The sequence below is a fragment of the Caulobacter sp. GW821-FHT10F06 genome, from assembly GCF_058809215.1.
This window is the reverse complement of sequence record NZ_JBXASK010000011.1, coordinates 48,262-74,404: the sequence shown is the minus strand read 5'-3', so window position 1 is coordinate 74,404 and position 26,143 is coordinate 48,262. Positions and strand designations below refer to the sequence as shown.

Below are 26,143 nucleotides of genomic sequence, written 5' to 3'. Positions count from 1 at the left end.
CATAGCGTCCCCGCAACGATAAGTTACGGGGAGGAGCGCTGTGAAAAAGCGACTCGTGCTGTGTGTGCTTAGCGTAATGGCCGTGTCCGTGGCGACCTACGCCCTGGCCGAGACCTGGAAGCCCGCGCCCGGCGAGGCCAAGACCTTCTACGACGCCGACTTCATGCGGGTCGACAACGCCTCGGGCCTGGTCGTGGTGCGCATCGCCGACGGCAAGCCCAACGGTCCCTACAAGTCCTGGCCGGCCAGCAAAGGCCCGATCATGCTGTTCGCCCTCGACTGCGCGGCCAACAAGTGGATCGACCTGGGCATGGACTTCAACGGCGACCAGCCCATCGCCAAGGGCTGGCGCAAGGGCGAGAAGATCGACGACATCAGCGGCGCCGTCGGCGGCGCGGGCAAGCTGGCCTGCGAGACCAAGGACAGTCTGCCCAAGGCGGATCTGCCTTAGCGATCCTCCCCCTCTAGGGGAGGTGGCCCGGAGGGCCGGAGGGGGTAGCTCCGCTTAGGCCCAGAAGCCCCCTCAGTCGCTCCGCGACAGCTCCCCCAAAGGGGGAGCATCTATCCGCGCCAGCTTGTCGGGATTGCGCATCGTGTAGACCGCAGCGATGCGACCTTCGACGATCTCCAGCCCCATGGTCTGGAACACCTTGCCTTCGTGCGACATCACGATGCCGGGGTGACCGTTGATGCGCGCCAGGCGCACCGTCGTGTCCTGGGGCGGCGGCCATTTCCTGTTGATGCCCACAAGCAGCCGCACGGCCTTCTCCAGCCCGTAGACCGGGTTCATCGTGGCCGAGACCTTGCCGCCGCCGTCGGCGTGCATGACCACGTCCTGAGCCAGAAGATTGCGCAGCGAGACCTCGTCGCCGGTCAGGGCCGCCGCCAGGAACGCCGCCGTCAGGGTCCGCTCCTCGTCGGCCGAGGGCTTGTAGCGCGGGCGCTCGGACCGCACGTGCTGGCGGGCCCGGGCGGCCAGCTGCCGGCACGCCGCCTCGCCCCGGCCCAGGGCCTTGGAGACCTCGGCGAAGGGCGTGTCGAAGACGTCGTGCAGCAGGAAGGCGGCGCGCTCGAGCGGGGTCAGGCGCTCCAGGGCCAGCAGGAAGGCCACCGACAGGTCCTCGTCGATCGGCGCCTCGAAATCCTCCTCGACCACCGGCTCGGGCAGCCATTCGCCGACATAGATCTCGCGGCGGGCGCGGGCCGACTTCAGCCGGTCCAGGCACAGGCGGGCGACCACGCGGTTGAGGAAGGCCGCGCCGTCGTCGACCGTGGCGGTCTCGACCTTGCGCCAGCGCAGCCAGGCGTCCTGCACCACGTCCTCGGCGTCGGCGCGCGAGCCCAGCATGCGATAGGCCAGGCCGGTCATGGCCGGCCGCCGCGCCTCGAACATCGCCTCCGGGGTCATGCCGCCCTCGCCTTTCCGGTCCCGCGTCCGTCATAGCCCCGCAGCGCCGCCGCCGCGACCCAGGCCGACAGCAGGGTGGGCAGGAAGACGCCCGGGAAATCCCGCGCCAGCAACGGCCACGGCAGTCCGCCGCCGCATAAGGGGGTGATCAGGTGGATCGCGGCGTGGACGACTTGGAAGGTCGCCGCCACGGTGACCGCCCCGGCGTGGCGGGAGAGATCGCGCGCCCCAAGCGCCATGCCGACTGCGCAGGCCAGGTAGGTCGCCCCGACGTCACGCACGAAGTGGTCGTTGAACGGCCCCGTCTCGACCACCCCCGGCACGGCCATGAACCATCCGTAGGGCCCCAGCAGCATCGCCAGGCCGTTCAGTCCGAACAGCACGACCAGAAACCAGCACGTCCAGCGAACCATGATCGCCCTCCTCCATCGTTTCGCGAACAGGACGAGACCGGACGGCCGGATGTGACATGGCGGCGCGGAAAATCCGCCTGTCTTGCTTTCGGATGCGTCCGCGACTAGGTTCCGCGCCCAATTTCCCGATCTTTCTGACCGCCGCTCGCATATCCCCCGCCGTCCCTCCAGGACGCTGCGCAGGGGGACCTATGAGGAAAACCGCTTTGGCCACGCCTTCCGCCCTCCTGAACGTGATGATCGACGCCGCTCGCAAGGCGGCTCGCGGCCTGGCTCGCGACTTCGGCGAAGTCACCGAGCTGCAGGTTTCCAAGAAGGGCGCGGCCGATTTCGTCACCAACGCCGACCTCAAGGCCGAGCAGACGATCTTCGAAATCCTGGAAAAGGCCCGCCCCGGCTATGGCTTCCTGGGCGAGGAGCGCGGCCTGATCGAGGGCACCGACAAGACCCACACCTGGATCGTCGATCCGCTGGACGGCACCACCAACTTCATGCACGCCATCCCGCACTTCGCGGTCAACATCGCCCTGCAGCGCGAGGGCGAAGTGGTGGCCGGCGTCACCTATAACCCCATCACCAATGACCTGTTCTGGGTCGAAAAGGGCAAGGGCGCCTTCCTGGGCGCCGAGAAGCGCCTGCGCGTCGCCGCCCGCCGCCACCTCGACGAAAGCGTGCTGGCCACCGGCGTGCCGTTCCTGGGCAAGCCCGGCCACGGCCAGTTCCTGAAGGAGCTGCACCAGGTCAGCCAGAAGGTCGCCGGCGTGCGCCGCTTCGGCTCGGCCGCCCTCGATCTGGCCTGGGTCGCCGCCGGCCGCTTCGACGGCTACTGGGAACGCAACCTCAACAGCTGGGATGTCGCCGCCGGCGTGCTGATGGTCCAGGAATCGGGCGGCAAGGTCACCACGATCGATGAACACGGCGATCCCGTGCAGGGCGTCTCCATCCTGGCCGCCAACCAGGAACTGCACCCGCTGGTGCTGGAGAAGCTGCGGGCGGCCTGATCCGTTAAAAACTGTCATCCCGGCCAAGCGAAGCGCCGAGCCGGGACCGCCGGAAGCGCTGAGCTATTTGCGGTCCCGGGTCTTCGCCCGGGATGACAGGATTGGGCGCTGGCCAAACCGTCACATCCGCGCGCTAAATCGCCGGCATGACCCTGCTGACCCGTCGCGCCATGACCACCGCCGCCCTCGCCGGCACCTTCCTGCCCGGCCTCGCCCGCGCCCAGGGCAGGAAGCCCATCGTCATCGGCCATCGCGGCTGCAGCGGCGAACGGCCCGAGCACACGGTGCTGGCCTATGAGCGCGCCATCGAGCAGGGCTGCGACTTCATCGAGCCCGACCTGGTCCCCACCAAGGACGGCCACCTCGTCGTGCGCCACGAGAACGAGATCGGCGGCACGACCAATGTCGCCAGCCATCCCGAATTCGCCGACCGCAAGACCACCAAGACCATCGACGGCCAGAGCCTGACCGGTTGGTTCACCGAGGACTTTACCCTCGCCGAGATCAAGACCCTTCGGGCCCGCGAGCGCCTGCCGCAGTTGCGCCCGACCAGCGCCGCCTTCGACGGCCAGGCGCAAGTCCTGACCTTCGACGAGGTGGTCGCCATCGCCAAGGCCGCCACCAAGCGCACCGGCCGCGTGATCGGCGTCTATCCCGAGATGAAGCACCCCAGCTATTTCGCCTCGATCGGCCTGCCGGTCGAAGAGCGGATGCTGGACGCCCTAAAGCGCAACGACCTGAACTCGGCCGCCGCGCCGGTGTTCGTGCAGTGCTTCGAGGTCACGCCGCTGAAGACGCTGCGTCCCAAGACCCGCGCCAAGCTGGTGTTGCTGGTGGCCGGCGAAGGCGGCCCGCCCGACCTGCCGGGCGTCAAATACGCCGACCTGGTCACGCCGGACGGCCTGAAGGCGGTCGCCGCCTATGCCGACGCGCTGGGTCCGGAAAAAACCATGGTCATCCCGCAGGACGCCGAAAAGCTGCTGCCGGCCACCAGCCTGGTCAAGGACGCCCACGCGGCCGGCCTGCAGGTCCACCCCTGGACGGTGCGGGCCGAGAACTACTTCCTGCCCGCCAGCCTGCGCCGCGGCGACGCCCAGAGCCCGACCTATCTGGCCCAGCACGGCGACGTGGCGCCGCTGTTCAAGGCGCTGTACGCCGCCGGCGTCGATGGGATCTTCAGCGACTTCCCGGGCCTGGCCGTCGCCGCCCGCGGCTGATCGCGGGAAAGTCTTCCCACGGACTTGCCGAACCGGGGCGAGGCGGTGCAGCGTGACCGCCCTCGACCCGCTGGAAAAGTCCATGAAGATCCGTCACGCCGCCCTCGCCCTGGCCAGCGCCGCCACCCTGCTGCTGGGGGCTGCCTCCCCCGTCCTGGCGGGCCCCTCCACCGGCAAGCTGAACCAGATCGCGGTCGACTTCGTGAAGCTGACCCTGGAGGCCGGCCAGCGCGAGGACGGCTATGTCGACGCCTATTACGGCCCCAAGGTGCTGGCCGATGCGGCCAAGGCCCACCCGCGCGAGGTCAAGGCCTTGCGCCAGGAAGCCGACCGCCTGGCCGCCGCCCTCGCCGCCGTGCCGGCCAAGGGCCTTTCGTCTGACGAGGTCCGTCGCAAGGCCTTCCTGAAGGGCCAGGTCCGAGCGGCCCAGACCCGGCTGGCCATGCTGGACGGGGTGAAGTTCAGCTTCCAGGACGAGGCCGAGGGCCTGTTCGGCGTCCGCCCGCCGCTGAAGCCGCTGAAGAGCTACGACCCGATCCTGGCCAAGATCGACAAGCTGGTCCCCGGCCAGGGGGATCTCGCCGCCCGCGTCGACGCCTTCCAGAACCGTTATGTCATCCCGACCGACAAGCTCGAGCCGGTGATGAAGGCCGGCATCGCCGCCTGCAAGGCGAAGACGCAGGAGCACATCAAGCTGCCGGCCGGGGAGAAGTTCGACCTGTCGTTCGTCACCAAGAAGCCCTGGAGCGGCTACAACTGGTATCAGGGCGGCGCCCACAGCCTGATCGAGATCAATACCGACCTGCCGATCTATATCAGCCGCGCCCTGGATCTGGGCTGCCACGAGGGCTATCCGGGCCACCATGTGCTCAACGCCCTGCTGGAAGAGAAGCTGACCAAGGGCAAGGGCTGGATCGAGTTCAGCGTCTATCCGCTGTTTTCGCCGCAGTCGCTGATCGCCGAGGGCTCGGCCAATTTCGGCATCGAGCTGGCCTTCCCTGGCCAGGCCAAGACCGGCTTCGAGCGCGACAAGCTCTATCCCCTGGCGGGCCTGGATCCGGCGAGCGCCAAGGCCTATGGCGAGCTGATGGAGGCCAAGGGCGCCCTGGGCAGCGCCGGCAACACCGTGGCGGCCGAGTACCTGGCCGGTCGGATGAGCAAGGAAGACGCCGTCCTGGCGCTGATGAAGTACGGCCTCTATTCGCGCGGCGGGGCCGAGAAGCGGGTGTCGTTCATCGAGACCTACCGGTCCTACGTGATCAACTACAACCTGGGCCAGGACATGGTCCGCGCCCATGTCGACCGCGCGGGCAAGTCCCAGGCGGCGCGCTGGAAGGCGATGGAGGCGGTGATCAGCGAGCCGACGACGCCGGCCGACCTGGCGAAATAGGCGATCAGGCCTTGGCCAGCTCGCTGCCGCCGCGATAGCCGGCCATGAACAGCAGCAGGGCGATGACGTTGAAGACCACGCCCACCACCTGATACCAGAGGGGCATCTCCGACGGCATTCGCCGGAACACCGCCCAGAAGGCCTCGAACACGTTCCAGGCCGCCAGGACGGTCAGGACCAGCGGGATCAGCTTGGTCATGCGGATCCACTGAAACCCGCCGACCCCGGCCAGGACCAGCGCCCGGATCACGCCGGCGGTCAGCACGCCCTGCGGGTCGGTCGCACTGGTCGAGATCGCCACCAGCGCGTCGATGATCGACGACGCCGCCATCACGAACGTGCCGACCGCGCCGGCCTGGGCGGCGGTGATCGCGTCTTCCTCGGTGTCCAGGCGCTTGAACGGATTGAGCAGCGGCAGCACGTCGGCCATGGCGTCCTCGCGACGGCGGAAGACCCGCCCTCACTCAACCCTAACGCAAGCGCCTAAACCATTCGTTTCGGTCGCCTAGCGATTTTCGAGCGTGCGCCAGATGCGCAGGACATAGATCGTGTCGTCGCGGATTTCGTATCGCAGCGCCGTTCGCCAAGACGCGGCGTCGCTTCAAGCCGCTTGGGCGCGACCACGAGCTTGCGCGCCACTTCGATCGCGGCGGGCGGATTGGCCTCGGAGAGAAAATCGTACAGGCGCGCAACGTCCGAAGACGCCTTGCTGGTCCAGACCAACCGCATCAGCGGGGCGTGGCCGCCGACTTGTCGGGCTCCAGGCCATCCACCCAGGCTTCCATCTCGGACTGATCGATGAACCGGCCCGCGTCCACGTCGGCCATGCCTTCGAGCGTCATGGCGCGATGGCGCTCCTCGCGATCGATCCACGCGTCAAGCGCCTGTTCGACCACCCAGTCGCGAGACCGGTCAAGACGCTTGGCCAGACGATCGACCTTTTCGGCGAGCGGCGTGGGCAGCTGAGTCTTGCAGGACGGTGGTGTCCATGGATAGCTCCAGACTTCAGCCGGGATCATAGCCCATTGCTAAGCCGCCTCCACACCGAACTGCAGCTTGGCCAGGCGCGAATAGAGCCCGCCGCGGGCCGAGAGTTCGGCGTGGGTGCCCTGCTCGACCACCTTGCCGTCCTCCATGACCACGATGCGGTCGGCCTTCAGCACGGTGGCCAGGCGGTGGGCGATGACCAGGGTGGTGCGGCCGCTCATGGCCGCGTGCAGGGCCTGCTGGACCAGGCGTTCGTTCTCGGCGTCGAGCGCGCTGGTGGCCTCGTCCAGCAGCAGGATCGGAGCCTGGCGGACCAGGGCCCGGGCGATGGCCAGGCGCTGGCGCTGGCCGCCCGACAGGGTCTTGGCGCGCTCGCCCACCGGGCTGTCGAAGCCCTGCGGCAGCGCGTTGAGGAAGCCGGAGGCCTGGGCGGCCTCGGCGGCGTCGCGCGCCTCCTGCTCGGTGGCGTCCTCGCGACCGAAACGGATGTTGTCCAGGGCCGAGCCCGAGAACAGCGGCGAGTCCTGGGCCACCAGGGCCATGCGCTGGCGCACCTCGGCGGGGTCGGCGTCGCGCAGGTTCACCCCGTCCAGGGTGATGGCGCCCCCTTGGGGGTCGTAGAAGCGCAGGAGAAGGCGCAGGACGGTGCTCTTGCCCGCGCCCGAGGGCCCGACCAGCGCGACGGTCTCACCGGGCCTGACGGTCAAATCAAAGCCGTTGAGGGCCGGCAGGTCCGGACGGCCCGGATACGAGAACACGACATTGTCGAAGGCGATGGCGCCGGTGGCGGGCGTCGGCAGGGTCGAGGGCTTTTCCGGCGCGGCGATGCCGGGCTGGGAATTGAGCAACTCGGAGATCCGCTCCATGGCCCCGGCGGCCTTCTGGACATCGCCCCAGACCTCGCCCAGGGCGCCGATCGAGCCGGCGGCCATGATCGCCAGCAGGGCGAACTGGGCCAGAGTGCCGGCGGTCATCTCGCCCGACAGCACCAGGTGCGCGCCGGTCCACAGCAGCAGGGTGATGCCGCCGAAGGCCAGGACGATGACCACGCCGGTCATCCGGGCCCGGGCGCTGATGCGGCGCACCGAGGCCTGGTAGGCGGTCTCCACCGCCGCTCCGAACCGGCCCATCGAGGCCTGCTCACGCCCGAAGGCCTGGACGGTGTCGAGCGCGTCCAGGCTCTCGCCGGCATAGCCCACGGCGTCGGCGAAGCGGTCCTGGGCGGTCACCGACAGCTTGCGTACGTTGCGGCCCAGCAGGAACATCGGCGCCAGCACCACCGGCACCATCAGCACGATGAAGCCGGCCAGCTTGGGGCTGACCACGGCCATATAGCCCAGGCCGCCCAGCAGACTGAGCGTGTTGCGCAGGGCGATCGACGCCGACGAGCCGACCAACTGCTCGACGATGGTGACGTCGGTGGTCAGGCGCGACAGCACCTCGCCGGTGCGGGTCTTGAGGAAATAGGCAGGGTCCAGGGTCAGGGTGTGGCCATAGAGCGCTCGACGCAGGTCGGCGACGACCCGCTCGCCCAGCCGCGTGACGAAGAAGAATCGCATGGCCGTGGCGACGGCCAGCACCAGCGCCACCGCGCCCAGGGCCAGGAAGGCGCCGTTGATCGCGCCCGACTCGCCGGCCGCGAAGCCCTTGTCGATCACCTGCTTGAAGGCCGCCGTCAGGCCCAGGGTTGCCCCGGTGGAAAACAGCAGGAAGAAGCCGGCCAGCAACGCGTCGGCCACGTGGGCGCGCACGAAAGGCAGCAGATGGGCCAGCGGACGGATGTCCTTGCGGCGCGGTCTGCGGTTGGCCGCCTCGGCCATTCCCTGAACCAATTCAGCGCCGGCGCCGGGGCGTCCCTCGACCGAAACTTCCCCGCCGTTCACGTCGGTCATCAACTGTCCCTTGCCAAAATCGCGCGGGTTCTTTATAGCCGCGCGTCTTCGAGCGCCACCCGCACGTCGCGGCGCTCACCCACAATTCTAACGCCGCCCTCAAGTCGGTTGGATCGCCCGATGAAACAAGACATTCACCCCGACTATCACTTCATCACCGTTACGCTGACGGACGGCACGAGCTATCAGACCCGTTCGACCTACGGGAAAGAAGGCGCGACGCTGGCGCTCGACATCGACCCGCGCGTGCACCCGGCCTGGACCGGCGGCAACGCTCAGCTGCTGGACCGCGGCGGTCGCGTCTCGCGCTTCAACGCCAAGTTCGCTGGCTTCACCGCCAAGAAGTAAGCGTTCTCGCCGTAAGGGCGACGAAAAGCCGGCTCCGCGGTTCGCGGGCCGGCTTTTTCTGTGTCTGACGCCTCAGGCGTCAAAAAGCCCGCATGGCGATCGCCATGCGGGCTTTTTATTGATCGATCGAAGCTAGCCTAGATCCCGAACGCCGCCGCGAGGCGGTCGAAGTGGGCCTGGACGGGACGGGGCGCTTCCTCGGCCGCGACCTCGACGTACATGCGGCGGTCCAGGTGACGGACGCGCTCGTAGAGGCGTTCCGAGCGCTGCAGCAGGTTGACCAGGCCGAAGGGCAGTTCCTCGACGGGCGAGCCGACGCCGGCGGCTTCCTCGGCCAGGCGGTAGCTTTCCGCGCAGGCGGCCTCGGCGGCCATCTCGCCTTCGCGCACGGCGCGCTGGACCAGCAGCCAGGACGCCACCTGCATCAGGCGGGTGGTCAGGCGCATGCTTTCGGTGGCGTAGGCGAGGGCCGCGTTGCGGGAAAGGATCTTGCTGTCATGGCGACCGGCCCCGTCGAGATAGGCGGCGGTCTCCTCGACCAGCATCATGCCCTCATCGAACGTGCGGTCGAAGAGCTCCGACTTCGCGAAGTCCTGGATGACCCCCGCGCGCCAAGGCGCCGCCGCGGATGCGTTCAGATCGGTCATAGGTACTCAATGCCCCTTCGAAAGGCCGCGAGAACATCTCGCCTGGCGACAGGGCTGCAACCCTCGTGCCAAACGAAGCCGTCCCGTTTCGCGACCCACCCCCTTCGAACTTTCGACACGATCCGAACAAAGGCGGCTTACCGCCTTAAACAGTGATTACGGTAAATGAGTTCTTAGTCGAGGCGACCAAACAGCGCATTGGCCGCGTCGCGCCCGGCCCGCTTCTTGTCCAGCTGGGCCTTGGTGCGGACGATCTCGGCCTGCAGGGCCTCGATCCGCTCTTCCAGCTCGGCCACGCCATAGGTTTCGAGGTCTTCGTGCGTGGTCTCGCTCAGTGCGCCACGATTGAAAGCGCGCGGCTCGACGGGTTCCTCGAACATCGACTGGCTCCCTGAAAGGCTTGAGAACGTCCTTTTCGATCGCCCATCTGACGCCTACCTAGGGTCCAAGGCAAGCTTGAGGGACATCAGACCATGTCGGACGCCATGACCGTGATCGCCGTCGAGGGCGGCAAGGGGCCGGCCGAGGCGCTGTTTCCCACCCAGGCCGATCGTCCGGTTCCGCCCCCCGGCCAAATCCTGATCAAGGTCGCCGCCGCCGGCGTGAACCGCCCCGACCTCTTGCAGCGCCTGGGCTATTACCCGCCGCCTCCCGGCGCGCCGGCCACCCTGGGCCTGGAGGTCGCCGGCGAGGTCGTGGTCGGCTCCGGACGCTGGAAGGCGGGCGACAAGGTCTGCGCCCTGCTGGGCGGCGGGGGCTATGCGCAATACGCCGTGGTCGACGCCCGCCACGCCCTGCCCCTCCCCGCCGGCTTCGACATGGTCCATGCGGCGGCTCTCCCCGAGACAGTTTTCACCGTCTACGCGAATGTGTTCGAGCATGGCGCGCTGAAGGCGGGAGAAACCCTGCTGATCCACGGCGCGACGTCCGGGATCGGGACAACGGCGATCGCCATGGCCAAGGCCGCCGGCGCCAAGGTCATCGCCACCGGCCGCGGGGCCGACAAGAAGGCCAAGGCCCTGGAGCTGGGCGCCGACATCGCCGTCGACGCCAAGACCGAGGACTTCGCCGAGATCGCCAAGGCGGCCGGCGGGGTCGACGTGGTGCTCGACATGGTCGGGGCCAGCTATTTCGACAAGAACCTCGAGGCCCTGAACATCGGCGGCCGCATCGTCTACATCGCCAGCCTGGGCGGGGCGGTGCTGGAAGTCCCGGTCATGAAGATCATGCAGAAGCGGGCGGTGATCACCGGCTCGACCCTGCGCCCGCGCCCGGCCGACGAGAAGGCCCGCCTGGCCGCCGAGATCGAGCGCGTGGTCTGGCCGTGGATCGCGGCGGGCCAGCTCAAGCCGATCATCGACGCGACCTTCCCGCTGGAAGAGGCCGCCAAGGCCCACGCGCACCTGGAGGCCGGCGAGCACGTGGGCAAGGTGGTGCTGACGGCCTGATCGTCGCCGAGAGGGCGAGGACGGGCATCGGCTTGGCGGGACCGGACACCCGAAGGCAAGTCGGTGCGCATACACCAAGTTTCGCGCGAAGATTGCGTCGTCACAAACTCTTTATCGAACCGAGAGCTCAGGGTCACTGAACGCCCCTAACGCCCGGCCACGCGCCGGACGCCCGACAGGGCCTCCTCCTTCCGGCGCAAGTGCAGGGGGTTTCCATGTCATCCACCAAGAAGGCGCTGGCCATGAGCGCCGCGTCGACCGTCATCGCCTTGGCCTTGTTCGGCGCGGCCCAGGCCGCCGAGGTCGCGCCGGCCGCCGAAACGTCCGCTGACGCCAGCGCGGACTCCGTCGACGCCGTCGTGGTAACCGGTTTCCGCAAGTCGCTGGGCGTCGCCCGCCAGATGAAGCGCGACAGCGCCATCGTCGCCGACGTGATCGTCGCCGAGGACATGGCCAAGTTCCCCGACCTGAACCTGGCGGAATCGCTCCAGCGCCTGCCCGGCGTGGCCATCAACCGCGAAGGCGGCGAAGGTCGTCGCGTCAGCCTGCGCGGCCTGGGCCCCGACTTCACCCGCGTGCAGCTGAACGGCATGGAAGTGCTGGGCAACGTCGACTCGCCGATGGACAGCCGGGGCCAGACGTCCCGCGACCGCGCGTTCGACTTCAACATCTTCGCCTCGGAGCTGTTCTCGAAGATCGACGTGCGCAAGTCGTTCTCGGCCGAGCAGGACGAAGGCGGCATGGCCGGCACCGTCGGCCTCTACACCGCCAAGCCGTTCGACTATTCGGGAACCAAGGCCGCCCTGTCGCTGCAGGCCGGCACCAACAGCGCCACCAAGGACACCCAGCCGCGCGGCGCGGCGATGTTCAGCAAGACCTGGGACGACACGTTCGGCGTCCTGGTCTCGGTCGCCTATTCCAAGCGCAAGACCGAGGAGCAGGGCTACAACACCTACGCCGCCCCGACGACCAAGGCCCTGGCCGCCAATGTCGTCAACCTCAGCGCCGCCGACCAGGCCAAGGCGATGAACGGCGAGCTGATCTTCCAGCGCGGCAACCGCCTGACGGTGTGGGGTTCGGACCAGGAGCGCCTGGGCCTGACCACGGCGCTGCAATGGCGCCCGGTCGAGAACGTCACCCTGACCCTGGACGCCCTGCACGGCAAGTTCACCAACCACCGCAGCGAAAACAGCCTGGCCACCCGCGCCACGCTGAACTCGACCATCCTGGGCGCGGCCACGCCGCACTCGGGCACGCTGGTCAGCGCCCCGCCGGTGCTGAACTCGATCCAGTACGACCAGTACAACACGGTGATCTACGCCGACGTCGACAACACCGTCTTCGCCACCGAGACCCGTCGCCAGCAGACCAAGAACACCTTCGACCAGTTGGTGCTGACCGGCGAATGGAAGATCACCGACAAGCTGACCGTGGACGGCCACATCGGCCAGGAGAGCTCGGACTACGACATCCCGATCTCGGACAAGTTCTACACCGAGGCGTTCGGCGGCCTGATCACCGACTATCGCGGCGACACCGGCAAGAACACCTACAAGTGGAACACCACCGACCCGAACAATTACCGCGCCCACGAGATCGACTTCTCGGCCACCTATCAGAGCACCGAGCTGAAGAACGCCGAGCTCAACGGGGCCTACGCCTTCAACGACGACGTCACCCTGAAGGGCGGCGCCTCGTATCGCGCCTTCACGAACGCGGGCTACACCCAGACCAACGACGACGTGAACAAGACGGCCTGGGAAAAGGGCACGCTGGATGACCGCGTCACCAGCTACTACACGATCTTCAACCAGCACCACGACCAGTCGTGGGTGAATGTCGACTGGGACAAGGCCCTGGCCGCCTACGGCGTCACCCGCACCCTGGGCGCGCCCAAGTCGATCTATGAGGTCGAGGAAGACACCACCGCCGGCTATCTGCAGCTGGACTGGAAGGCCCAGCTGTTCGGCAAGCCCCTGCGCGGCAACGCCGGCCTGCGGGCCTACGAGACCGAGCTGACCTCGTCGGGCGTGATGGCGGTCAAGGGCGTCAACACCCCGACCACGGCCAAAAAGAAGTATTCGGGCGTCCTGCCGGCCTTCAACGCCGTGCTGGAAGTGTCCGACCAGTTCCAGGTTCGCGTCGCGGCGGCCCAGAACATCAACCGCCCGTCGCTGGGCGCCTACGCCATGAACGGCACGATCAGTGTCGACGGGACCAACATCTCGGTGTCGACCGGCAACCCGAACCTGGATCCCTACACCTCCAACGAATACGACCTGTCGGCCGAGTGGTACTTCGGCAGCGTGGGCATGCTGACGGCGGGCGTGTTCCACAAGGACATCGACGGCCTGGTCGTCAGCCAGACCACAACCAATGTCAGCTACGCCAGCACGGGCCTGGCCGAGGGCCTCTATGCGGGCGTCACCGGCTCGACCAACGTCTCGACCTACACCCGCCAGGTCAATCTCAACGACGCCAAGCTGACCGGCCTGGAGCTGAGCGCCCAGAGCGACTTCTTCTTCCTGCCCGGCCCGCTGAAGAACCTGGGCGTCGTGGCCAACGCCACCTTCATCGACTCCGAGACGACCAACCTCGTCAACGGCAAGAACCAGAAGGGCGCGATCTACGGCCTGTCGGACCGCAACTACAACGTCACCCTCTATTACGAGACGGCCAAGTGGGGCGCGCGGGTGTCGTCGAACTACCGCTCGGACTACACGATCGACAGCGGCGGCTTCAACGCCACCACCTATGTCGACGCGGCGGCCTTCTATCAGCTGAGCCCGCGCATCCGCCTGTCGCTGGACGCCATCAACCTCAGCGACGAGCGCGAAGAGCAGGTCAACAGCTACAACAACGGCTTTGGCCAGACCGGCGCCACCCGCCTGTGGAACTACACCACCAGCGGCCGCACGGTGTTCATCGGCGCAAACCTGCAGTTCTAGACCCGATCGACATTCAAGCCCGGGGACCGTCCTCGCCCTTCGACAGGCTCAGGGTGAGGACGAATTCAAAGCCGCCTCGGTAATCGCCTCGGTAGAAAACCTCATCCTGAGCTTGTCGAAGGACGGGGTTTTCGGTCCCTCCGGCTGAATGTCGATATGCATGGCCCTCGGGAACGTCGCCCGTTCCCTTTTTCCGTGAACCGGATTATAGCGTTCACCAACATCCCGCCCGGCCGAAAGGCCGGGCGCCGTCATTTCTGGAGGACCGCATGTCCGACATCCTGATGCCCAAGGCGACGGCCGTCTGGCTCGTGGACAACACGTCGTTGAGCTTCGAGCAGATCGCCGACTTCTGCAATCTGCACCCGCTGGAAGTGCGCGGCATCGCCGACGGCGAAGTGGCGCGCGACATCCGCGGCGCCGACCCGATCGGCAATGGCCAGCTGACCCGCGAAGAGCTGGACAAGGCCCAGGCCAACGACGCCTATCGCATGAAGGCCCAGGTCAGCCGCCACGCCGAGCTGCTGAAGCCGCAGAAGAAGGCCCCGCGCTACACCCCGGTGTCGCGTCGCCAGGACCGTCCGGACGCCATCGCCTGGTTCCTGCGTCACCACCCCGAAGTGACCGACGCCCAGATCTCCAAGCTCTTGGGCACCACCAAGTCGACCATCGAGCAGGTTCGCGCCCGCACGCACTGGAACGCGGCCAACATCAAGCCGGTCGATCCCGTGACCCTGGGCCTAGTGGGCCAGCTGGAGCTGGACGCCCTGGTCAAGAAAGCGGCCGAGAAGAAGGCCAAGGACGACCTGAAGAAGGGCATCCTGCCGGAAGACCCCACCCTGCGCCCCGCCTCCGAGACCGGCGCCGTCGAGGCTGTCGAGGAAGAGGAAGAAATCGACTACCGCGCCTCGCGCGCCGAGCCGAAGGCCGAGGACGTCTTCGGCAAGTCGACCTACGTGGCCGACGACGAGGAAGACGAGGACTAGTCCTCGCCTCCGGGCTCGCCCCGAACGAAAAAGGCCCATTCCGCGATCACGGAATGGGCCTTTTCTACTTTAGAAGGGCGTCAATGCAGCTGTGCTCGAAGTCCCTCTATCTCCTCCTTCAGCCTGAGCTTCTGCCGCTTTAGCTCCCTAAGTCGGGTTCCATCGCTGGCGGGACGCTTGGTCTCTTCCTGGATCGAGCGATCAAGCGTCTCGTGACGGGACCCAAGCTCGCGGATACGGGATTCGATCGCCATGGCTGTCGGCTCCTTGCTGTTGAGAAGGATAGTGAACACCCGGTGCGTCCGGCTGTCAGATCACATATCGTTGCACGCGGCGCCGCTTGACTTGGCTCCGCTTCCTCCCGTGACGGACGAAAATTCACCATGTCGGACCTGACCACGACCGATGATCGGCCCCAAGGGCGCCCCCGACTGATCGTCGGAATCTCCGGCGCTTCGGGCGTTATCTACGGCGTCCGGACCCTGGACGCCTGCCGCGAACTGGGGATCGAGAGCCACCTCGTCCTGTCGAAATCGGCGGCCCTGACCCTGTCGCAGGAGACCGATCTTTCGGTCGCCGACCTCAACGCCAAGGCCGATGTCGTGCACCGCGCCGCCGATGTGGGCGCCGCGATCGCCTCGGGCTCGTTCCGCACCCTGGGCATGATCATCGCCCCCTGCTCGGTGCGGACGATGAGCGAAATCGCCAGCGGCGTAACGTCTTCGCTGCTGACGCGGGCCGCCGACGTGGTGCTCAAGGAGCGCAAGACCCTGGCCCTGATGGTGCGCGAGACGCCGCTGCACCTGGGCCACCTGCGCACCCTGACCAAGCTGTCGGAAATGGGCGCGGTGATCGCCCCGCCGCTTCCCGCGTTCTACGCCAAGCCGCGAACGATCGGCGAGATGGTCGACCAGTCGGTGGGCCGGGTGCTGGACCTGTTCGACTTCACCTGGACGCCTGTCAAACGGTGGGGCGAGGACATCGCGCCGATCGCCGGAAAAGAGTGAAGGTTAACGCCATGCGGCTCTGGGACTGGGCGCTCGAAGTCTATGCGCGACAGCTTGTCGCGGACGCCTGCCTGCACTTGCAGGACGCCCACGGCCAGAACGTGCCCTACCTGCTGTGGGCCGCCTGGGCGGCCGGCGAGGGCCGCTCGGCCGACCTCAAGCAGGCCGCCGGCCTGATGAAGACCTGGGACCGCGAGGTCGGCGCGCCGCTGCGGGGCGTGCGCCGCGCGCTGAAACCCGCCCGGCCCGATGTCGCCGACGACGGGCGCGAGGGTCTGCGCGAGGCGATCAAGGGCGTGGAGCTGCACGGCGAGCGCGTCCTGATGGAGAGTCTGGAGGCGCTTTGCGGCCCCGCGGGCCCGCCGGCGGACGTTCTGGAGGGGTTGAAGGCGGCCGCCGCGGCGTCGGGCGATCCGCCCCGGACCAGAGCCCTCGAAAGGCTGGCGGCGGCGCTGGGTTGAATCCCTTTACGGCCCGTCAGCCTTTGCTATCTATCTCCCCTTAAGGGCCGGTCGAGGAACATCCATGAGCGATGGCACGTCCATCAATGACGACGATCCGTCGGACGAGTCGGATGTCGCCATCGAGCGCCAGCTCGCGGTCCTGCGCGAGGAACACAAGGATCTCGACGACGCGATCCGCGCGCTCGAAGAGCGCTTCCAGCCCGACATGCTGCAGGTGGCGCGCCTGAAGAAGAAGAAGCTGGCCCTGAAGGACCAGATCGGCCGGCTGGAAGACCGCCTGATGCCGGACATCATCGCTTGAAGATGCTCCCCCTCTGTGGGGAGGATCTAGGGCTCAGCCTTTCACGCCGCCAAAGGGCAGTCGGTCAGCGACCTCACGCCGTTGAGCAGACGCGCCGGGGTGATCGGCTTTTCCAGGCGGCCGTCGGCGCGCTGGTCGGCGTCGAGGCGCTCGGGGTCGATGGCGGAGGCCAGCAAGGTGGCCGTCTGGCCGCCGCGACGCTGGCGGATGGCGCGGATCAGCTCGCCGCCGGTCATGCGCGGCATGTAGTAGTCGGTGATGACCAGGTCGGGGGCGAACGCGTCCAGGCTGTCGAGAGCCTCAACGCCGTCACGGCAGACCATGACCTCGAACCCCGCCTCGCTGAGCGTGATCTCGTAGATGGTCGCCAGCAGAGGATCATCCTCGGCGATCAGAATACGCTGCATGTCGTGCCGTCCCGCACCAGAACCGGCCCTCGTATGTTTAACGGGCCGTTAATCTTGGTACCGCGCACATCGGCGGGAGTCCCTGCGCGAAACGTCGCAAGACCTAGGGGTGATTCCCCGTGCGACTACACCTAGGAAGAAATCAGGCCTGGCGGCGCTTGCGCACGAACATCGCCGCGTCGGCCTCGGCCAGGGCGGCTTCCGGGTCGGACCCCGGCTGGATCTCGCGCACGCCCCACGAGATGTGCAGCGGCGCGGACCACTCGCCGAACTCGACCGGGGTGTCGGTGATCGCGGCGGCCAGGCTGGCGGCCTTGCTGAGGGCGGTTTCCTTGTCGGCCTGGGCCAGCAGCACGGCGAACTCGTCGCCGCCCATGCGCCCGACCACGTCGCTCTCGCGGACATTGGCCAGCAGGCGGCGGGCGACGGCCTGCAGGGCCGCGTCGCCGGCCGCGTGGCCGAAGCGGTCATTGACGGTCTTGAAGCCGTCCAGATCGAAGAACACCACGCTGGCCGGTGAGCCGTAGCGCTGGGCGAAGGCGGCGACGCGCTTCATCTCGCGCAGGAAGGCGCGGCGGTTCAGCACCGGGGTCAGCACGTCCTGGTCGGCCTGGTTCTGGGCCTCGTTGAGGCGCAGCTTCAGGATCGAGACCTCATTCCGCAGATCGTCGATCTCGGTCATCAGGGTAGAGAGGGCTTCCTGCACCTGGGGCGTCAGGTCGGCCTCGGTCAGGCCCAGGAACGACGCGGCGTCGGGCGCGGCGATCTCGCGCGAAGAGACCTGCGCCCCCGCACGGGCGAGCGCCCGCTTGCGGATGGCGGCGAAGGGTTCGGTCCGGGCGCCGGAAATCTTCATGAGCTCAGGGAATCGTTCGGTTACGCAGCTATGGTTAAGTCTTAACGGGAACGTCGTTCGGCGCAATCCAGGCGCGTTTTAGTCGCAGGGGCTTGTGGCCACACCTGTCAGGTGGGGTGTCGCGGCGCCCGTTTCCAAGGCGGACATGGCGTTTTGGACTTGCGCTCGCGCGATTGACGCGCATACGGGGCGGCTTTCAGGCCCGCCGCCGACCAAGGGGACCTCGACGCCATGCCCGCCACCTCGCCTCAAGTCGCCATCATCATGGGCAGCCGCTCGGACTGGCCGACCATGAAGGGCGCCGCCGACGCGCTCGCCAGCCTGGACGTCGCCTACGAGGCCAAGGTGATCTCGGCCCACCGCACGCCCGAGCGCCTGTTCGACTTCGCCAAGGGCGCGGAGGCCGCGGGCTTCAAGGTGGTGATCGCCGGGGCCGGCGGCGCGGCCCACCTGCCGGGCATGGCCGCCTCGATGACCAACCTCCCCGTCCTGGGCGTGCCGGTGCAGTCCAAGGCGCTCAGCGGTCTGGACAGCCTGCTGTCGATCGTCCAGATGCCGGGCGGCATCCCCGTGGCCACCCTGGCCATCGGCGAGGCGGGCGCCAAGAACGCCGGCCTGCTGGCCGCCCAGATCCTGGCCCTGTCCGATCCCGCCCTCGCCGCCCGCCTGGCCGCCTTCCGCCAGGCCCAGACCGACAGCGTCGCCGAAAGCGTCGAGGACTGATCCGCATGACCGACGCCGCCTTCCCTCTCGTTCCCGGCTCGACGATCGGCATCCTGGGCGGCGGACAGCTGGGCCGCATGCTGGCCCTGGCCGCCGCGCGCCTGGGCTTCGACGTGGTGATCCTCGATCCCGAGGAAAACAGCCCCGCCGGCCGCGTCGCCGCCCGCCAGATCGTCGCCGCCTATGACGACCGCTGGGCGCTCAAGCGCCTGGCCGAGGCCTGCGACGTCGTCACCTACGAGTTCGAGAACGTTCCCGCCGACACCGTCGCCGAGCTGGCCGCGCTGGGTTGCGTGGTGGCTCCGGGCGCCAAGGCCCTGGCCGCCGCCCAGGACCGGGTGGTGGAAAAGAGCTTCCTGGCCGAGATCGGCGTGCCCACCGTGGCCTTCGCCGCCGTCAACGACGCCGAGACGCTTGCCGCCGCCGTGGCCAAGATCGGCGCCCCGTCGCTGCTGAAGACCCGCCGCGAAGGCTATGACGGCAAGGGCCAGGCCTGGATCCAGCGCGCCGGCGACGCCGAAGCCTCCTTCGCCAAGATCGGCCAGCTGGCCGCCATCCTGGAAGCCCCCGCCGACTTCGGACGCGAGCTTTCGGTGATCGCCGCGCGCAGCCGCGACGGCGAGATCGCCTGCTACCCCCTGTCGGAAAACCACCACGAAGGCGGCGTGCTCAAGCGCACCTCGGCCCCGGCCAAGGTGACGACCGCGACGCGCGACCAGGCCGAGACCATCGCCATCAAGATCCTCACCGCCCTCGACTATGTCGGCGTCATCGGCGTGGAGCTGTTCGAGCTGGCCGGCGGCAAGCTGCTGGTCAACGAGTTCGCCCCGCGCGTCCACAACACCGGCCACTGGACTCAGGACGGCTGCGAGGTCGACCAGTTCGAGCAGCACATCCGCGCTGTGGCCGGCTGGCCTCTGGGCCCTACCCAGCCCCACGCCCACGTGGAAATGACCAACCTGCTAGGCGCCGATGTCGAGGCCTGGAAGAAGCTGGCCGGCGAGCCCGAGACCCGCGTCCACCTCTACGGCAAGGGCGAGGCCCGGCCGGGGCGCAAGATGGGCCACGTGAACCGGCTCCGGCCGTTGAAGGACTGACCGTGCCCGCGATCATCGGCCTGATCGGCGGCATGAGCTGGGAAAGCTCGGCCCAATACTATCGGCTGATCAACGAGGCGGTGCGCGAGCGCGTGGGCCGCGTCGCCTCGGCCCAGTGCCTGATGTGGTCGTTCGACTTCGCCGAGATCGAGGCCCTGCAACACGCCGGGCGCTGGCCGGAGCTGGCCCGCCGCCTGGCCGACGCCGCCCGGGCCCTGGAGGCCGGCGGAGCGGAGTTCCTGGTGCTGTGCACCAACACCATGCATCGCGAGGCCGACTCGCTTGAGGCGGCCGTGCATATCCCGCTGCTGCATATCGCCGATCCGACCGGCGAGGCGATCCAGGCCGCCGGAATCCGCAGGATCGGCCTGCTGGGCACCGCCTTCACGATGGAGCACGACTTCTATCGCGGTCGCCTGGAAAAGCGCTTCGGCCTAGAGGTGCTCACCCCCGACGCCGACGACCGCAAGGCCGTGCACGACATCATCTATCGCGAGCTGGTGGCCGGGCAGGTGCTGGACGCCTCGCGCGAGGTCTATCGCGGGGTGATCGAGCGCCTGGTGGCGCGCGGGGCCGAGGGGATCATCCTGGGCTGCACCGAGATCATGCTGCTGGTGGGCCAAGACGACAGCCCTGTGCCGGTGTTCGACACCACCACCCTCCACGCCCTGGCGGCGGTCGAGCGGTCGCTGGCGGGTTAGGTCTCGTCGAAGCCCGAGAAGCTCCGGGCCTCGTCCTCGCGGCGGCGGATACGCTCGCCCACGTTCAGGATGGACTGGGCCGAGGCGCACATCGCGTGGGCGGCGGCCGAGCTGTCGGAATAGAAGAGCACATCGTCGCCCGAGACGACGGCCCAGCGATCGCCGAGCTTGCGCACTTCCAAGCTGTTGTCCTGTTCGAGCATGCGGCCTCTTTGACGTCGATGTCGGCTATCCGACGTCAAAGAGGCGCCAGCAAGGCAGCTGAGCCTTGGGAGGCTAGCCGCGGCCGTAGCGCATCTTGGCCAGGGCGGTGACCAGCTCGCTGGCCAGGTCCATGGGCTTGAGGCCAGCCTTCCATTTCTCGAAGGCCATGACGTTGTCGATGCGGGCGTCCAGGTGGGCCAAGGCCGAGTCGCGGCCCGAGGCCATGTCGACGGCCAGGGTCGAGACCAGGATGCCCGACAGGATGGCGCGCTTGGAATAGTGGTTCTCGTCGGTGGCCGTATCGCCGGCCCAGCGCCACAGCTTGTCGGCGCTTTCCCACGTCAGGCGCAGGGCCAGGGCCAGGTTGGTCGGGAAGGCCAGGAAGGCGGCCAGGGCCCGCATCACCTCGGAATCGGCGGCGACGGCGTCCAGCCGCGCGACGACGCCGGCCCGGATCTTCTGGCGAATCTTCATCGCATTGGGGTCGTGGATGGCCAGATTCTCAAGCGCGACCGCGTCATGGCGCCGCGACAGCAGGGCCGCCAGGTCCCGCGCCCCTTCGGGCAGCAGCAGCTGGGTTTCGCCGGGCGAAAGGCCCGCGGCCTGGGCGGCGCGCTCGGTCAGGCGGGCGTTCCAGCCGGCGGCCGGCGCCAGGCGAACGGCCTCGTCCAGCACGCGTTGCTCGGCCTCCTCGGCCCAGCGGCTTCCCGTCTTGTTTTCGTCCTGGGCGAAATTGCTCATGAATCCGAGTCTACACCGTGGTTTAGGCCGCGTCGCGCATGGACAGAGCCCATTCACTCTGCTATCAGCCGCCCCTCGTTTCCTGGAAGCCCCCCTTCCAGGTTTATCAGGTTTTGTTCGCCCGCCCGGCCCCTGAGAGGGACTCGGGACATTGGTCGGGCCGTCGAATGGAGAGAGACCCCTGGTCCAGATTTTCGTCCGCGACAACAACGTCGATCAGGCCCTCAAGGCCCTGAAGAAGAAGATGCAACGCGAAGGCTCGTTCCGCGAAATGAAGCGGCACGTGCACTATGAGAAGCCGTCGGAAAAGCGCGCCCGTCAAAAGGCCGAAGCCGTTCGTCGCGCTCGTAAGCTGGCCCGCAAGCGCGCTCAGCGCGAAGGTCTGCTGCCGATGCCGAAGAAGCCGGTCGGCGCGCGGTAGGCTTCACAGCCTCACTGACGTGAAGATTTCGAAAGCCGCGCGGCGATCCGCGCGGCTTTCGTCGTTTCTGGGGTTGGGTTTGGGGGACTCACCCCCTCCTGACCGCTTCGCGGTCGTCCTTCCCCATAGGGGGAAGATGAGCAGCGCCGACCTCTATCTTCCCCCTATGGGGGAGGAGCGCCAAAGGCGCGGAGGGGGCAAGCCTCAGCCGGCGTCACGCCGAACCATCCGCCCCACCAGCCCCTTCAGATCCACCTTGCCCGTGGCCAGCGCCCCGGCGCGGAAGGCCCGGCCCGAGCCCCAGACGATCAGGGCCGTGGTCGCTAGCATCAGCACTGTGGTGCCGATCACCTGGGCCAAGGGCGGATCGCTGGCGATGCGGGCGGGCATCAGGAACGGCGTGAAGGGCGGGATCCAGGACAGAGCGTTCAGGATCGGGGAATCGGGCGTGCGGATCGCCTGGCTCATGAAGATCACCGGGATGCTCATCACCAGCATGATCGGCCCCAGCAGGGTCTGGGCGTCGCGCTGGCTCTCGCAGAAGGCCCCGATGCCGGCGAACAGCGAGGCGTACATCAGGTAGCCGCCGATCAGATAGGCGGCGAAGTAGAGCAGCAGGCCCTTGCCCACCAGCACGGCCCCCAGGTCGCCCGCCAGGCCCGGGGCGAAGGCCAGCATGGCCACCGTCCCCGCCACGGCCCAGACGCCGATGACGGTGCCCGTGAGCCCCGCCACGCCCAGGATCTTGCCGCCCATGATCTCGGGCACCGAGGCCGAGGACAGCAGGACCTCGAGGATCTTGGTCGACTTCTCCTCGATGACGCTGTTGAGCAGGATGCCGGCCCCGGTCATCACCATCGACCAGAGCAGGAAGCCCATGGCCAAGCCCACATAGGTGGGCAGGCGGTCGCGCAGCGAGATCTTCGCGCCCGAGGCGGCCTTGGGCGACAGGCTGTTGAGCGTGGGCTTGAGGTCCTCGACGGCCGCCAGGGTGGCGGCGTCGACGCCGGCCCGGGCCAGGGCCCGCTGGCGCATGATGTCGCGCACGTGGTTGCGCAGCTGGTTCTCCAGCACCGGCGCGGCCAGGTTGCGGCTCCACAGGTCCATCACGATGGCGTCCGGCGGCCCCAGAAGCACCAGCCCGGTGTCGAGCTGACGGTCGGAGATCGCCTGGCGAACCACCTGGCCGGCGTTGCGGGGATCCTTCAGGGCCTCGGCCGGCGGGGGCTGCAGCACGGCCGGCGGCTTGGGCGACTTGAAGCGCGCGGCGACGGCCGGATTGATCCTGGCCAGGGCTGCGCGGCCCGCAGCCTCGCCGCCCCGGTCGTGCGCCGCCTTGACCCTGTCGCCGGCCTTGGGTCCGCCGGCCGCCACGGCGGCGGCGCGCAGGGCGCGGCCCACGGCCCGGGCCTGCTCGTCGTCGAGGCGCTGGGCCAGGGCCTGCCCCATCCCCTGGCCGGTCAGGTCGACGATCGCCAGCCGCTCGGGCTGTGCCGAGCGCATCATCAGCATCGGCGCGCTGATCGAGACGGTCATCACCAGCGGCAGGGCCAGGATCGATAGCCAGAAGCCGGCGGTGCGGACATAGGCCAGGTATTCGCGGCGGGCGATGCGCAGCAGCCGGCTCATGCCTGGCCTCCGGTCAGGACGATGAAGGCGTCGTGCAGGCTGGGCTCTCGGGCCTCGAACCGCTTGAGCGCCAGGTCGCGGGCGAAGGCGGCCTTCAGCGCCGCCTGGCCGTCGGCGCCCGGCTCCAGTGTGGCGACATAGCGCGCGCAGCCGTCCGGAAGGATTTCCGAGACCACCGACCCGATCCCGGGCAGGGCCGCGACCTCCTCGGCGGTCAGGTCGCCTTCCAGGACCAAGGCGCGGGGCGCGGCGCAGCGGGCCTCGGCCACGTCGCCGTCGAACACCTTGCGGCCCCGGGCCATCAGCACCACCCGGTCGCACAGCCGCTCGGCATGCTGCATCACGTGGGTCGAGAAGAGGACGGTCGCCCCCCGGGCGGCGATGTCGCGGATCATCGCCTCCAGCGCCTGCTGGTTGACGGGATCCAGGCCCGAGAACGGCTCGTCCAGCACCACCAGCTCCGGCTCGTGCGCCAGGGCCGATAGCAGCTGAACCTTCTGGGCCATGCCCTTGGACAGCGCCTGGATCGGCTTGGTCATGAAGGGACCCAGGCCCTGCCCTTCCAGCATGATCTTGGCGCGCTTGCGGGCCTCGCCGTCGGCCACGCCCTTCAGCCCGGCGAAGAAGGCGATGGCGTCGATCGGGGTCATGCGCTTGTAGAGGCCGCGCTCCTCGGGGAGGAAGCCGATGCGGTCGCGCACCTTGCGGGCGTCGTCGCTGCCCAGGACGGTGATCTTGCCCGCCGTGGGCGCGATCAGGCCCAGGGCCATGCGGATGGTCGAGGTCTTGCCCGCTCCATTGGGGCCCAGGAAGCCGCAGATGCGTCCCTCCGGAACCGAGAAGCTGACGTCGCGCACGGCGTGGAAGTCGCCATAGCGCTTGCTGACGCCGTCCAGGCTGAGGGCGGTCGACATGCGCGCTCCCGAATCAATCGCTCTTTTGAGTTGTATCAGCCTTGGTCGCGTCCGCCACGAAGACGACGGCGCGGACGATGTGGTCGGCGAAGCCGTGGCCCAGCAGCCGCGTGTGGGTGGCGGCCTCGACATTGTCGACCAGGCCGTGTTGCGAGGCCTTGGCCGGACCGGCCTGGATCGCCTTCCACGACTCGCGGCCCGCCACCGGTCCGGCGGTGACCACGGCCACGGGCCACTTCGGGTCGAAGGCGGGTTGCAGGGCGGCCTGGTCGGAGGCCTGGGGCCACAGCGCCACCTCGTCGGCCGAGACGCGGTTGTGGCGGCCATTGGCGAAGGCCCAGCGCTTCTCGTCGCCGGCCGCCTTGGGCAGGCCGATCTTGTCGCCGAGACCGGTGTGGACCAGCGGCTTGTAGAGCCCGATCGACGCGCCGCGCGCCGCCCAGCGCGAGGCCGAGGCGAAGGCCTTGATGAAGCCCTGCAGGCGCGGATTGCTGGCGGCCTCCGGCGTGGCGGCGTCGACCAGGACCAGGCCCGCGATCTTGTCGGGGTTGCGACCCGCATATTGGCGCAGGCGCAGGCCGGCCATCGAGTGGCCGACCAGGATGTAGGGGCCCGGCTCGCCCGAGGCGGCGACCAGCTTCTCGAAGTCCGAGACGATGGCCAGGCCGTCGCGCGGCGCGGGGCCGACCGGCGAATAGCCCATGCCGGCGCGGTCATAGGCGCACGAGCGCCAGCCGGCGGCGGTCAGGGCTTCCTGGGTCGCGCCCCAGTCGGCGGCGAAGCCGAAGGCGCCGGCCTCCAGCCAGACGACGGGACGATCGCTCTTGGGCCCCTCGCAGACCAGGCGGAGGCTGCGGCCCGGTTCGATCTGGACCATCTCGCCCCGAGGACGCGGCGCGCCCTTGGCGCTCATGATCCCGCCCACGGCGATATAGGAAACGAAGAAGACGACGACACCGGCGAAACCGCGACCAAGGACTTTCAGCATGGCCCTTAGCTTACCGGCGGTTCGTGACGCGTCGAGCGTCGATCTCTAGCTGTCGGCGACGATAATCCGCGTGCGGACGCGGCCGGCGCTGGTCTTGGTGGTCTTCACGCCCTCGGGCCAGTTCGACACCGTGGCCACGCGCACCTTGCGAGACACGCGGGCGGCGGCCTTCAGCGGCAGGTCGCCGGCTTCCGCGAAGGTCTGGCCCAGGAAGAACGACGGGTTCAGCGGCTTGCCCTTGCGGCGGATTTCAAAATGCAGATGCGCGCCGGTCGAGCGGCCGCTGCTGCCGACATAGGCGATTGTCGCCCCGCGCTTGGCGTACGTGCCGGTCTTCACGCCCCGCGCCGTGGCGCCCAAGTGAGCGTACATCGTGCGGAAGCCGTCCTTGTGGGCCAGCTCCACGAAGCGGCCGTACGAGCCGCTGACGCCCGAGCGGACGACGACGCCGTCGGTGGCGGCGCGGATCGCCGAGCCTTCCGGGGCGGCGATGTCGACGCCCTCATGCAGGCGGCCGTTCTCTTCCCAGGGCAGCTGGCGCAGGCCGAAGGGCGAATTGACCACCCGGCCCGGCAGGGGCGTGTCGAAGACGAAGGCGGGCGGCGGCGGGGGCGGCGGCTCGACCTCGGCGGGTTCGGGCTCGACGACGGGCGCCGAGGCCTGGACCGAGGGTTCTCCGGCCAGGGCGCGCAGGGCCGTGGTCGCGTTCAGCGCACCCACCGTGGCGATCACGCCGATCAGGGCGAGGAAGGCGACACGGGAATAGGGCGGCCGCGCGGCAAGGGTCTGAGACGTCAAATTTCCGCTTCCTGTCAGACGATCGGTCTGGCTGGGGACCGCGCGAAGGCGCTCTTGGTCCCACATCGATCTTTCGTGATGATGAATCGGCGGGGTGGATGCAGTCTCTCTGGGGCCAAAACAGGGCGCAGCTTAACCATTCGTCAATGCAGCGCTTGCGGAACAGGGTTTTCCAAGGCGACGTTACAATGATTTTCACGTCAAATG

At 68.3% G+C, this 26,143-nt stretch carries 31 protein-coding genes and 2 pseudogenes; 16 read left to right on the top strand and 17 right to left on the bottom strand.

The genetic code is table 11. The features are described from left to right. The first annotated feature begins 40 nt into the window (after positions 1-40). Positions 41-451 (top strand): hypothetical protein, encoded by a 411-nt coding sequence (locus AC1RUS_RS21385; RefSeq protein ID WP_492918644.1) that lies wholly within the window; start codon positions 41-43, stop codon positions 449-451. 72 nt (positions 452-523) lie between these two features. On the opposite strand, the gene AC1RUS_RS21380 is transcribed toward AC1RUS_RS21385, so the two are convergent. Both AC1RUS_RS21380 and AC1RUS_RS21375 read right to left on the bottom strand, forming a co-directional pair. Further along, positions 524-1,408 carry a sigma-70 family RNA polymerase sigma factor gene (locus tag AC1RUS_RS21380; RefSeq protein WP_492918643.1) on the bottom strand — a complete coding sequence of 295 codons (885 nt, stop codon included), beginning with the start codon at positions 1,406-1,408 and terminating at the stop codon, positions 524-526. After that, entirely contained in the window at positions 1,405-1,821 is a 417-nt protein-coding gene (locus AC1RUS_RS21375) for a hypothetical protein (RefSeq protein ID WP_492918642.1), read from the bottom strand. Before AC1RUS_RS21375 ends, AC1RUS_RS21380 begins: the two co-directional genes overlap by 4 nt. Positions 1,822-2,027: 206 nt before the next feature. On the opposite strand from AC1RUS_RS21375, the gene AC1RUS_RS21370 reads away from it, so the two are divergent. From AC1RUS_RS21370 to AC1RUS_RS21360, 3 genes are all read left to right on the top strand, one after another. Next, entirely contained in the window at positions 2,028-2,822 is a 795-nt protein-coding gene (locus AC1RUS_RS21370; protein ID WP_492918641.1) for an inositol monophosphatase family protein, read from the top strand. Between the two features lie 146 nt (positions 2,823-2,968). Beyond that, a complete protein-coding gene (locus AC1RUS_RS21365; RefSeq protein WP_492918640.1) occupies positions 2,969-4,039 on the top strand; it encodes a glycerophosphodiester phosphodiesterase in 1,071 nt (356 codons plus the stop codon). 82 nt (positions 4,040-4,121) lie between these two features. Beyond that, positions 4,122-5,429, top strand: coding sequence for a hypothetical protein (locus AC1RUS_RS21360; RefSeq protein ID WP_492918726.1), 1,308 nt, complete (start codon positions 4,122-4,124; stop codon positions 5,427-5,429). 4 nt (positions 5,430-5,433) lie between these two features. Here AC1RUS_RS21360 and AC1RUS_RS21355 read toward each other — a convergent pair whose 3' ends face one another. From AC1RUS_RS21355 to AC1RUS_RS21340, 4 genes are read right to left on the bottom strand one after another with little or no spacing between them, the layout of a single operon-like run. Beyond that, entirely contained in the window at positions 5,434-5,859 is a 426-nt protein-coding gene (locus AC1RUS_RS21355) for a hypothetical protein (RefSeq protein ID WP_492918639.1), read from the bottom strand. A gap of 53 nt (positions 5,860-5,912) precedes the next feature. After that, the gene (locus tag AC1RUS_RS21350) at positions 5,913-6,158 is read right to left on the bottom strand and encodes a type II toxin-antitoxin system RelE/ParE family toxin (RefSeq protein WP_492918638.1); all 246 of its coding nucleotides are present in this window, start codon (positions 6,156-6,158) and stop codon (positions 5,913-5,915) included. After that, the gene (locus AC1RUS_RS21345; protein WP_492918637.1) at positions 6,158-6,448 is read right to left on the bottom strand and encodes a CopG family ribbon-helix-helix protein; all 291 of its coding nucleotides are present in this window, start codon (positions 6,446-6,448) and stop codon (positions 6,158-6,160) included. Before AC1RUS_RS21345 ends, AC1RUS_RS21350 begins: the two co-directional genes overlap by 1 nt. 9 nt (positions 6,449-6,457) lie before the next feature. Continuing rightward, complete coding sequence (locus AC1RUS_RS21340) at positions 6,458-8,311, bottom strand: ABC transporter transmembrane domain-containing protein (protein ID WP_492918636.1); 1,854 nt, start codon at positions 8,309-8,311, stop codon at positions 6,458-6,460. A 117-nt stretch (positions 8,312-8,428) separates the two neighbouring features. Between AC1RUS_RS21340 and rpmE the strand changes: the two genes are divergently transcribed. Next, positions 8,429-8,656, top strand: a complete 228-nt coding sequence (gene rpmE, locus AC1RUS_RS21335; RefSeq protein ID WP_492918635.1) for a 50S ribosomal protein L31 — start codon at positions 8,429-8,431, stop codon at positions 8,654-8,656. Positions 8,657-8,793: 137 nt separating this feature from the next. Here the strand turns inward: rpmE and rcdA are convergent, their stop codons facing one another. After that, complete coding sequence (gene rcdA / locus AC1RUS_RS21330) at positions 8,794-9,303, bottom strand: protease adaptor protein RcdA (protein WP_492918634.1); 510 nt, start codon at positions 9,301-9,303, stop codon at positions 8,794-8,796. 173 nt (positions 9,304-9,476) lie between these two features. After that, positions 9,477-9,683: a DUF1192 domain-containing protein gene (locus AC1RUS_RS21325; protein ID WP_492918633.1), complete on the bottom strand. Its 207-nt coding sequence runs from the start codon at positions 9,681-9,683 to the stop codon at positions 9,477-9,479. A 93-nt stretch (positions 9,684-9,776) separates the two neighbouring features. On the opposite strand from AC1RUS_RS21325, the gene AC1RUS_RS21320 reads away from it, so the two are divergent. The 4 genes and pseudogenes from AC1RUS_RS21320 (at position 9,777) to AC1RUS_RS21305 (ending at position 14,685) form a co-directional block, all read left to right on the top strand. Continuing rightward, positions 9,777-10,751, top strand: a complete 975-nt coding sequence (locus AC1RUS_RS21320; RefSeq protein WP_492918632.1) for an NAD(P)H-quinone oxidoreductase — start codon at positions 9,777-9,779, stop codon at positions 10,749-10,751. 91 nt (positions 10,752-10,842) lie between these two features. Further along, positions 10,843-13,699, top strand: a pseudogene (locus tag AC1RUS_RS21315) (TonB-dependent receptor). Between the two features lie 22 nt (positions 13,700-13,721). After that, positions 13,722-13,831: pseudogene (locus tag AC1RUS_RS21310) on the top strand (hypothetical protein); the annotation flags it as partial. A 137-nt stretch (positions 13,832-13,968) separates the two neighbouring features. Then, positions 13,969-14,685, top strand: coding sequence for a DUF1013 domain-containing protein (locus AC1RUS_RS21305; protein ID WP_492918631.1), 717 nt, complete (start codon positions 13,969-13,971; stop codon positions 14,683-14,685). A gap of 80 nt (positions 14,686-14,765) precedes the next feature. Here the strand turns inward: AC1RUS_RS21305 and AC1RUS_RS21300 are convergent, their stop codons facing one another. Beyond that, positions 14,766-14,939: a YdcH family protein gene (locus AC1RUS_RS21300; protein ID WP_492918630.1), complete on the bottom strand. Its 174-nt coding sequence runs from the start codon at positions 14,937-14,939 to the stop codon at positions 14,766-14,768. A gap of 129 nt (positions 14,940-15,068) precedes the next feature. Between AC1RUS_RS21300 and AC1RUS_RS21295 the strand changes: the two genes are divergently transcribed. The 3 genes from AC1RUS_RS21295 (at position 15,069) to AC1RUS_RS21285 (ending at position 16,457) form a co-directional block, all read left to right on the top strand. Continuing rightward, complete coding sequence (locus AC1RUS_RS21295) at positions 15,069-15,692, top strand: UbiX family flavin prenyltransferase (protein ID WP_492918629.1); 624 nt, start codon at positions 15,069-15,071, stop codon at positions 15,690-15,692. A gap of 11 nt (positions 15,693-15,703) precedes the next feature. Further along, entirely contained in the window at positions 15,704-16,153 is a 450-nt protein-coding gene (locus tag AC1RUS_RS21290; protein WP_492918628.1) for a TIGR02444 family protein, read from the top strand. Between the two features lie 64 nt (positions 16,154-16,217). Next, positions 16,218-16,457 (top strand): YdcH family protein, encoded by a 240-nt coding sequence (locus AC1RUS_RS21285; protein WP_492918627.1) that lies wholly within the window; start codon positions 16,218-16,220, stop codon positions 16,455-16,457. A gap of 41 nt (positions 16,458-16,498) precedes the next feature. On the opposite strand, the gene AC1RUS_RS21280 is transcribed toward AC1RUS_RS21285, so the two are convergent. Both AC1RUS_RS21280 and AC1RUS_RS21275 read right to left on the bottom strand, forming a co-directional pair. Next, positions 16,499-16,864, bottom strand: coding sequence for a response regulator (locus AC1RUS_RS21280; protein ID WP_492918626.1), 366 nt, complete (start codon positions 16,862-16,864; stop codon positions 16,499-16,501). Between the two features lie 142 nt (positions 16,865-17,006). Further along, a complete protein-coding gene (locus AC1RUS_RS21275; RefSeq protein WP_492918625.1) occupies positions 17,007-17,720 on the bottom strand; it encodes a GGDEF domain-containing protein in 714 nt (237 codons plus the stop codon). A gap of 231 nt (positions 17,721-17,951) precedes the next feature. On the opposite strand from AC1RUS_RS21275, the gene purE reads away from it, so the two are divergent. Genes purE through AC1RUS_RS21260 form a run of 3 tightly spaced genes read left to right on the top strand, consistent with a single transcriptional unit; the run spans position 17,952 to position 20,241 of the window. Beyond that, positions 17,952-18,443: a 5-(carboxyamino)imidazole ribonucleotide mutase gene (purE, locus tag AC1RUS_RS21270; RefSeq protein ID WP_492918624.1), complete on the top strand. Its 492-nt coding sequence runs from the start codon at positions 17,952-17,954 to the stop codon at positions 18,441-18,443. 5 nt (positions 18,444-18,448) lie between these two features. After that, positions 18,449-19,540: a 5-(carboxyamino)imidazole ribonucleotide synthase gene (locus tag AC1RUS_RS21265; RefSeq protein ID WP_492918623.1), complete on the top strand. Its 1,092-nt coding sequence runs from the start codon at positions 18,449-18,451 to the stop codon at positions 19,538-19,540. Further along, on the top strand, positions 19,537-20,241 hold the full coding sequence (locus tag AC1RUS_RS21260; RefSeq protein WP_492918725.1) for an aspartate/glutamate racemase family protein: 705 nt from the start codon (positions 19,537-19,539) through the stop codon (positions 20,239-20,241). Before AC1RUS_RS21265 ends, AC1RUS_RS21260 begins: the two co-directional genes overlap by 4 nt. Here the strand turns inward: AC1RUS_RS21260 and AC1RUS_RS21255 are convergent. Both AC1RUS_RS21255 and AC1RUS_RS21250 read right to left on the bottom strand, forming a co-directional pair. Then, positions 20,238-20,444, bottom strand: coding sequence for a hypothetical protein (locus AC1RUS_RS21255; protein WP_492918622.1), 207 nt, complete (start codon positions 20,442-20,444; stop codon positions 20,238-20,240). The two genes, AC1RUS_RS21260 and AC1RUS_RS21255, sit on opposite strands and share 4 nt — an antisense overlap. Positions 20,445-20,517: 73 nt before the next feature. Further along, the gene (locus tag AC1RUS_RS21250) at positions 20,518-21,186 is read right to left on the bottom strand and encodes a COQ9 family protein (protein ID WP_492918621.1); all 669 of its coding nucleotides are present in this window, start codon (positions 21,184-21,186) and stop codon (positions 20,518-20,520) included. 181 nt (positions 21,187-21,367) lie between these two features. On the opposite strand from AC1RUS_RS21250, the gene rpsU reads away from it, so the two are divergent. Then, a complete protein-coding gene (rpsU, locus tag AC1RUS_RS21245; protein WP_155856916.1) occupies positions 21,368-21,607 on the top strand; it encodes a 30S ribosomal protein S21 in 240 nt (79 codons plus the stop codon). 204 nt (positions 21,608-21,811) lie between these two features. Here the strand turns inward: rpsU and AC1RUS_RS21240 are convergent, their stop codons facing one another. From AC1RUS_RS21240 to AC1RUS_RS21225, 4 genes are read right to left on the bottom strand one after another with little or no spacing between them, the layout of a single operon-like run. Beyond that, complete coding sequence (locus AC1RUS_RS21240; protein WP_492918620.1) at positions 21,812-23,236, bottom strand: ABC transporter permease; 1,425 nt, start codon at positions 23,234-23,236, stop codon at positions 21,812-21,814. Next, positions 23,233-24,150: an ABC transporter ATP-binding protein gene (locus AC1RUS_RS21235; RefSeq protein WP_492918619.1), complete on the bottom strand. Its 918-nt coding sequence runs from the start codon at positions 24,148-24,150 to the stop codon at positions 23,233-23,235. The genes AC1RUS_RS21240 and AC1RUS_RS21235 overlap by 4 nt, the downstream gene beginning before the upstream one ends. A gap of 13 nt (positions 24,151-24,163) precedes the next feature. Further along, complete coding sequence (locus AC1RUS_RS21230; protein ID WP_492918618.1) at positions 24,164-25,138, bottom strand: alpha/beta hydrolase; 975 nt, start codon at positions 25,136-25,138, stop codon at positions 24,164-24,166. Between the two features lie 45 nt (positions 25,139-25,183). Continuing rightward, positions 25,184-25,936 carry a M23 family metallopeptidase gene (locus AC1RUS_RS21225; protein WP_492918617.1) on the bottom strand — a complete coding sequence of 251 codons (753 nt, stop codon included), beginning with the start codon at positions 25,934-25,936 and terminating at the stop codon, positions 25,184-25,186. Positions 25,937-26,143 lie beyond the last annotated feature (207 nt).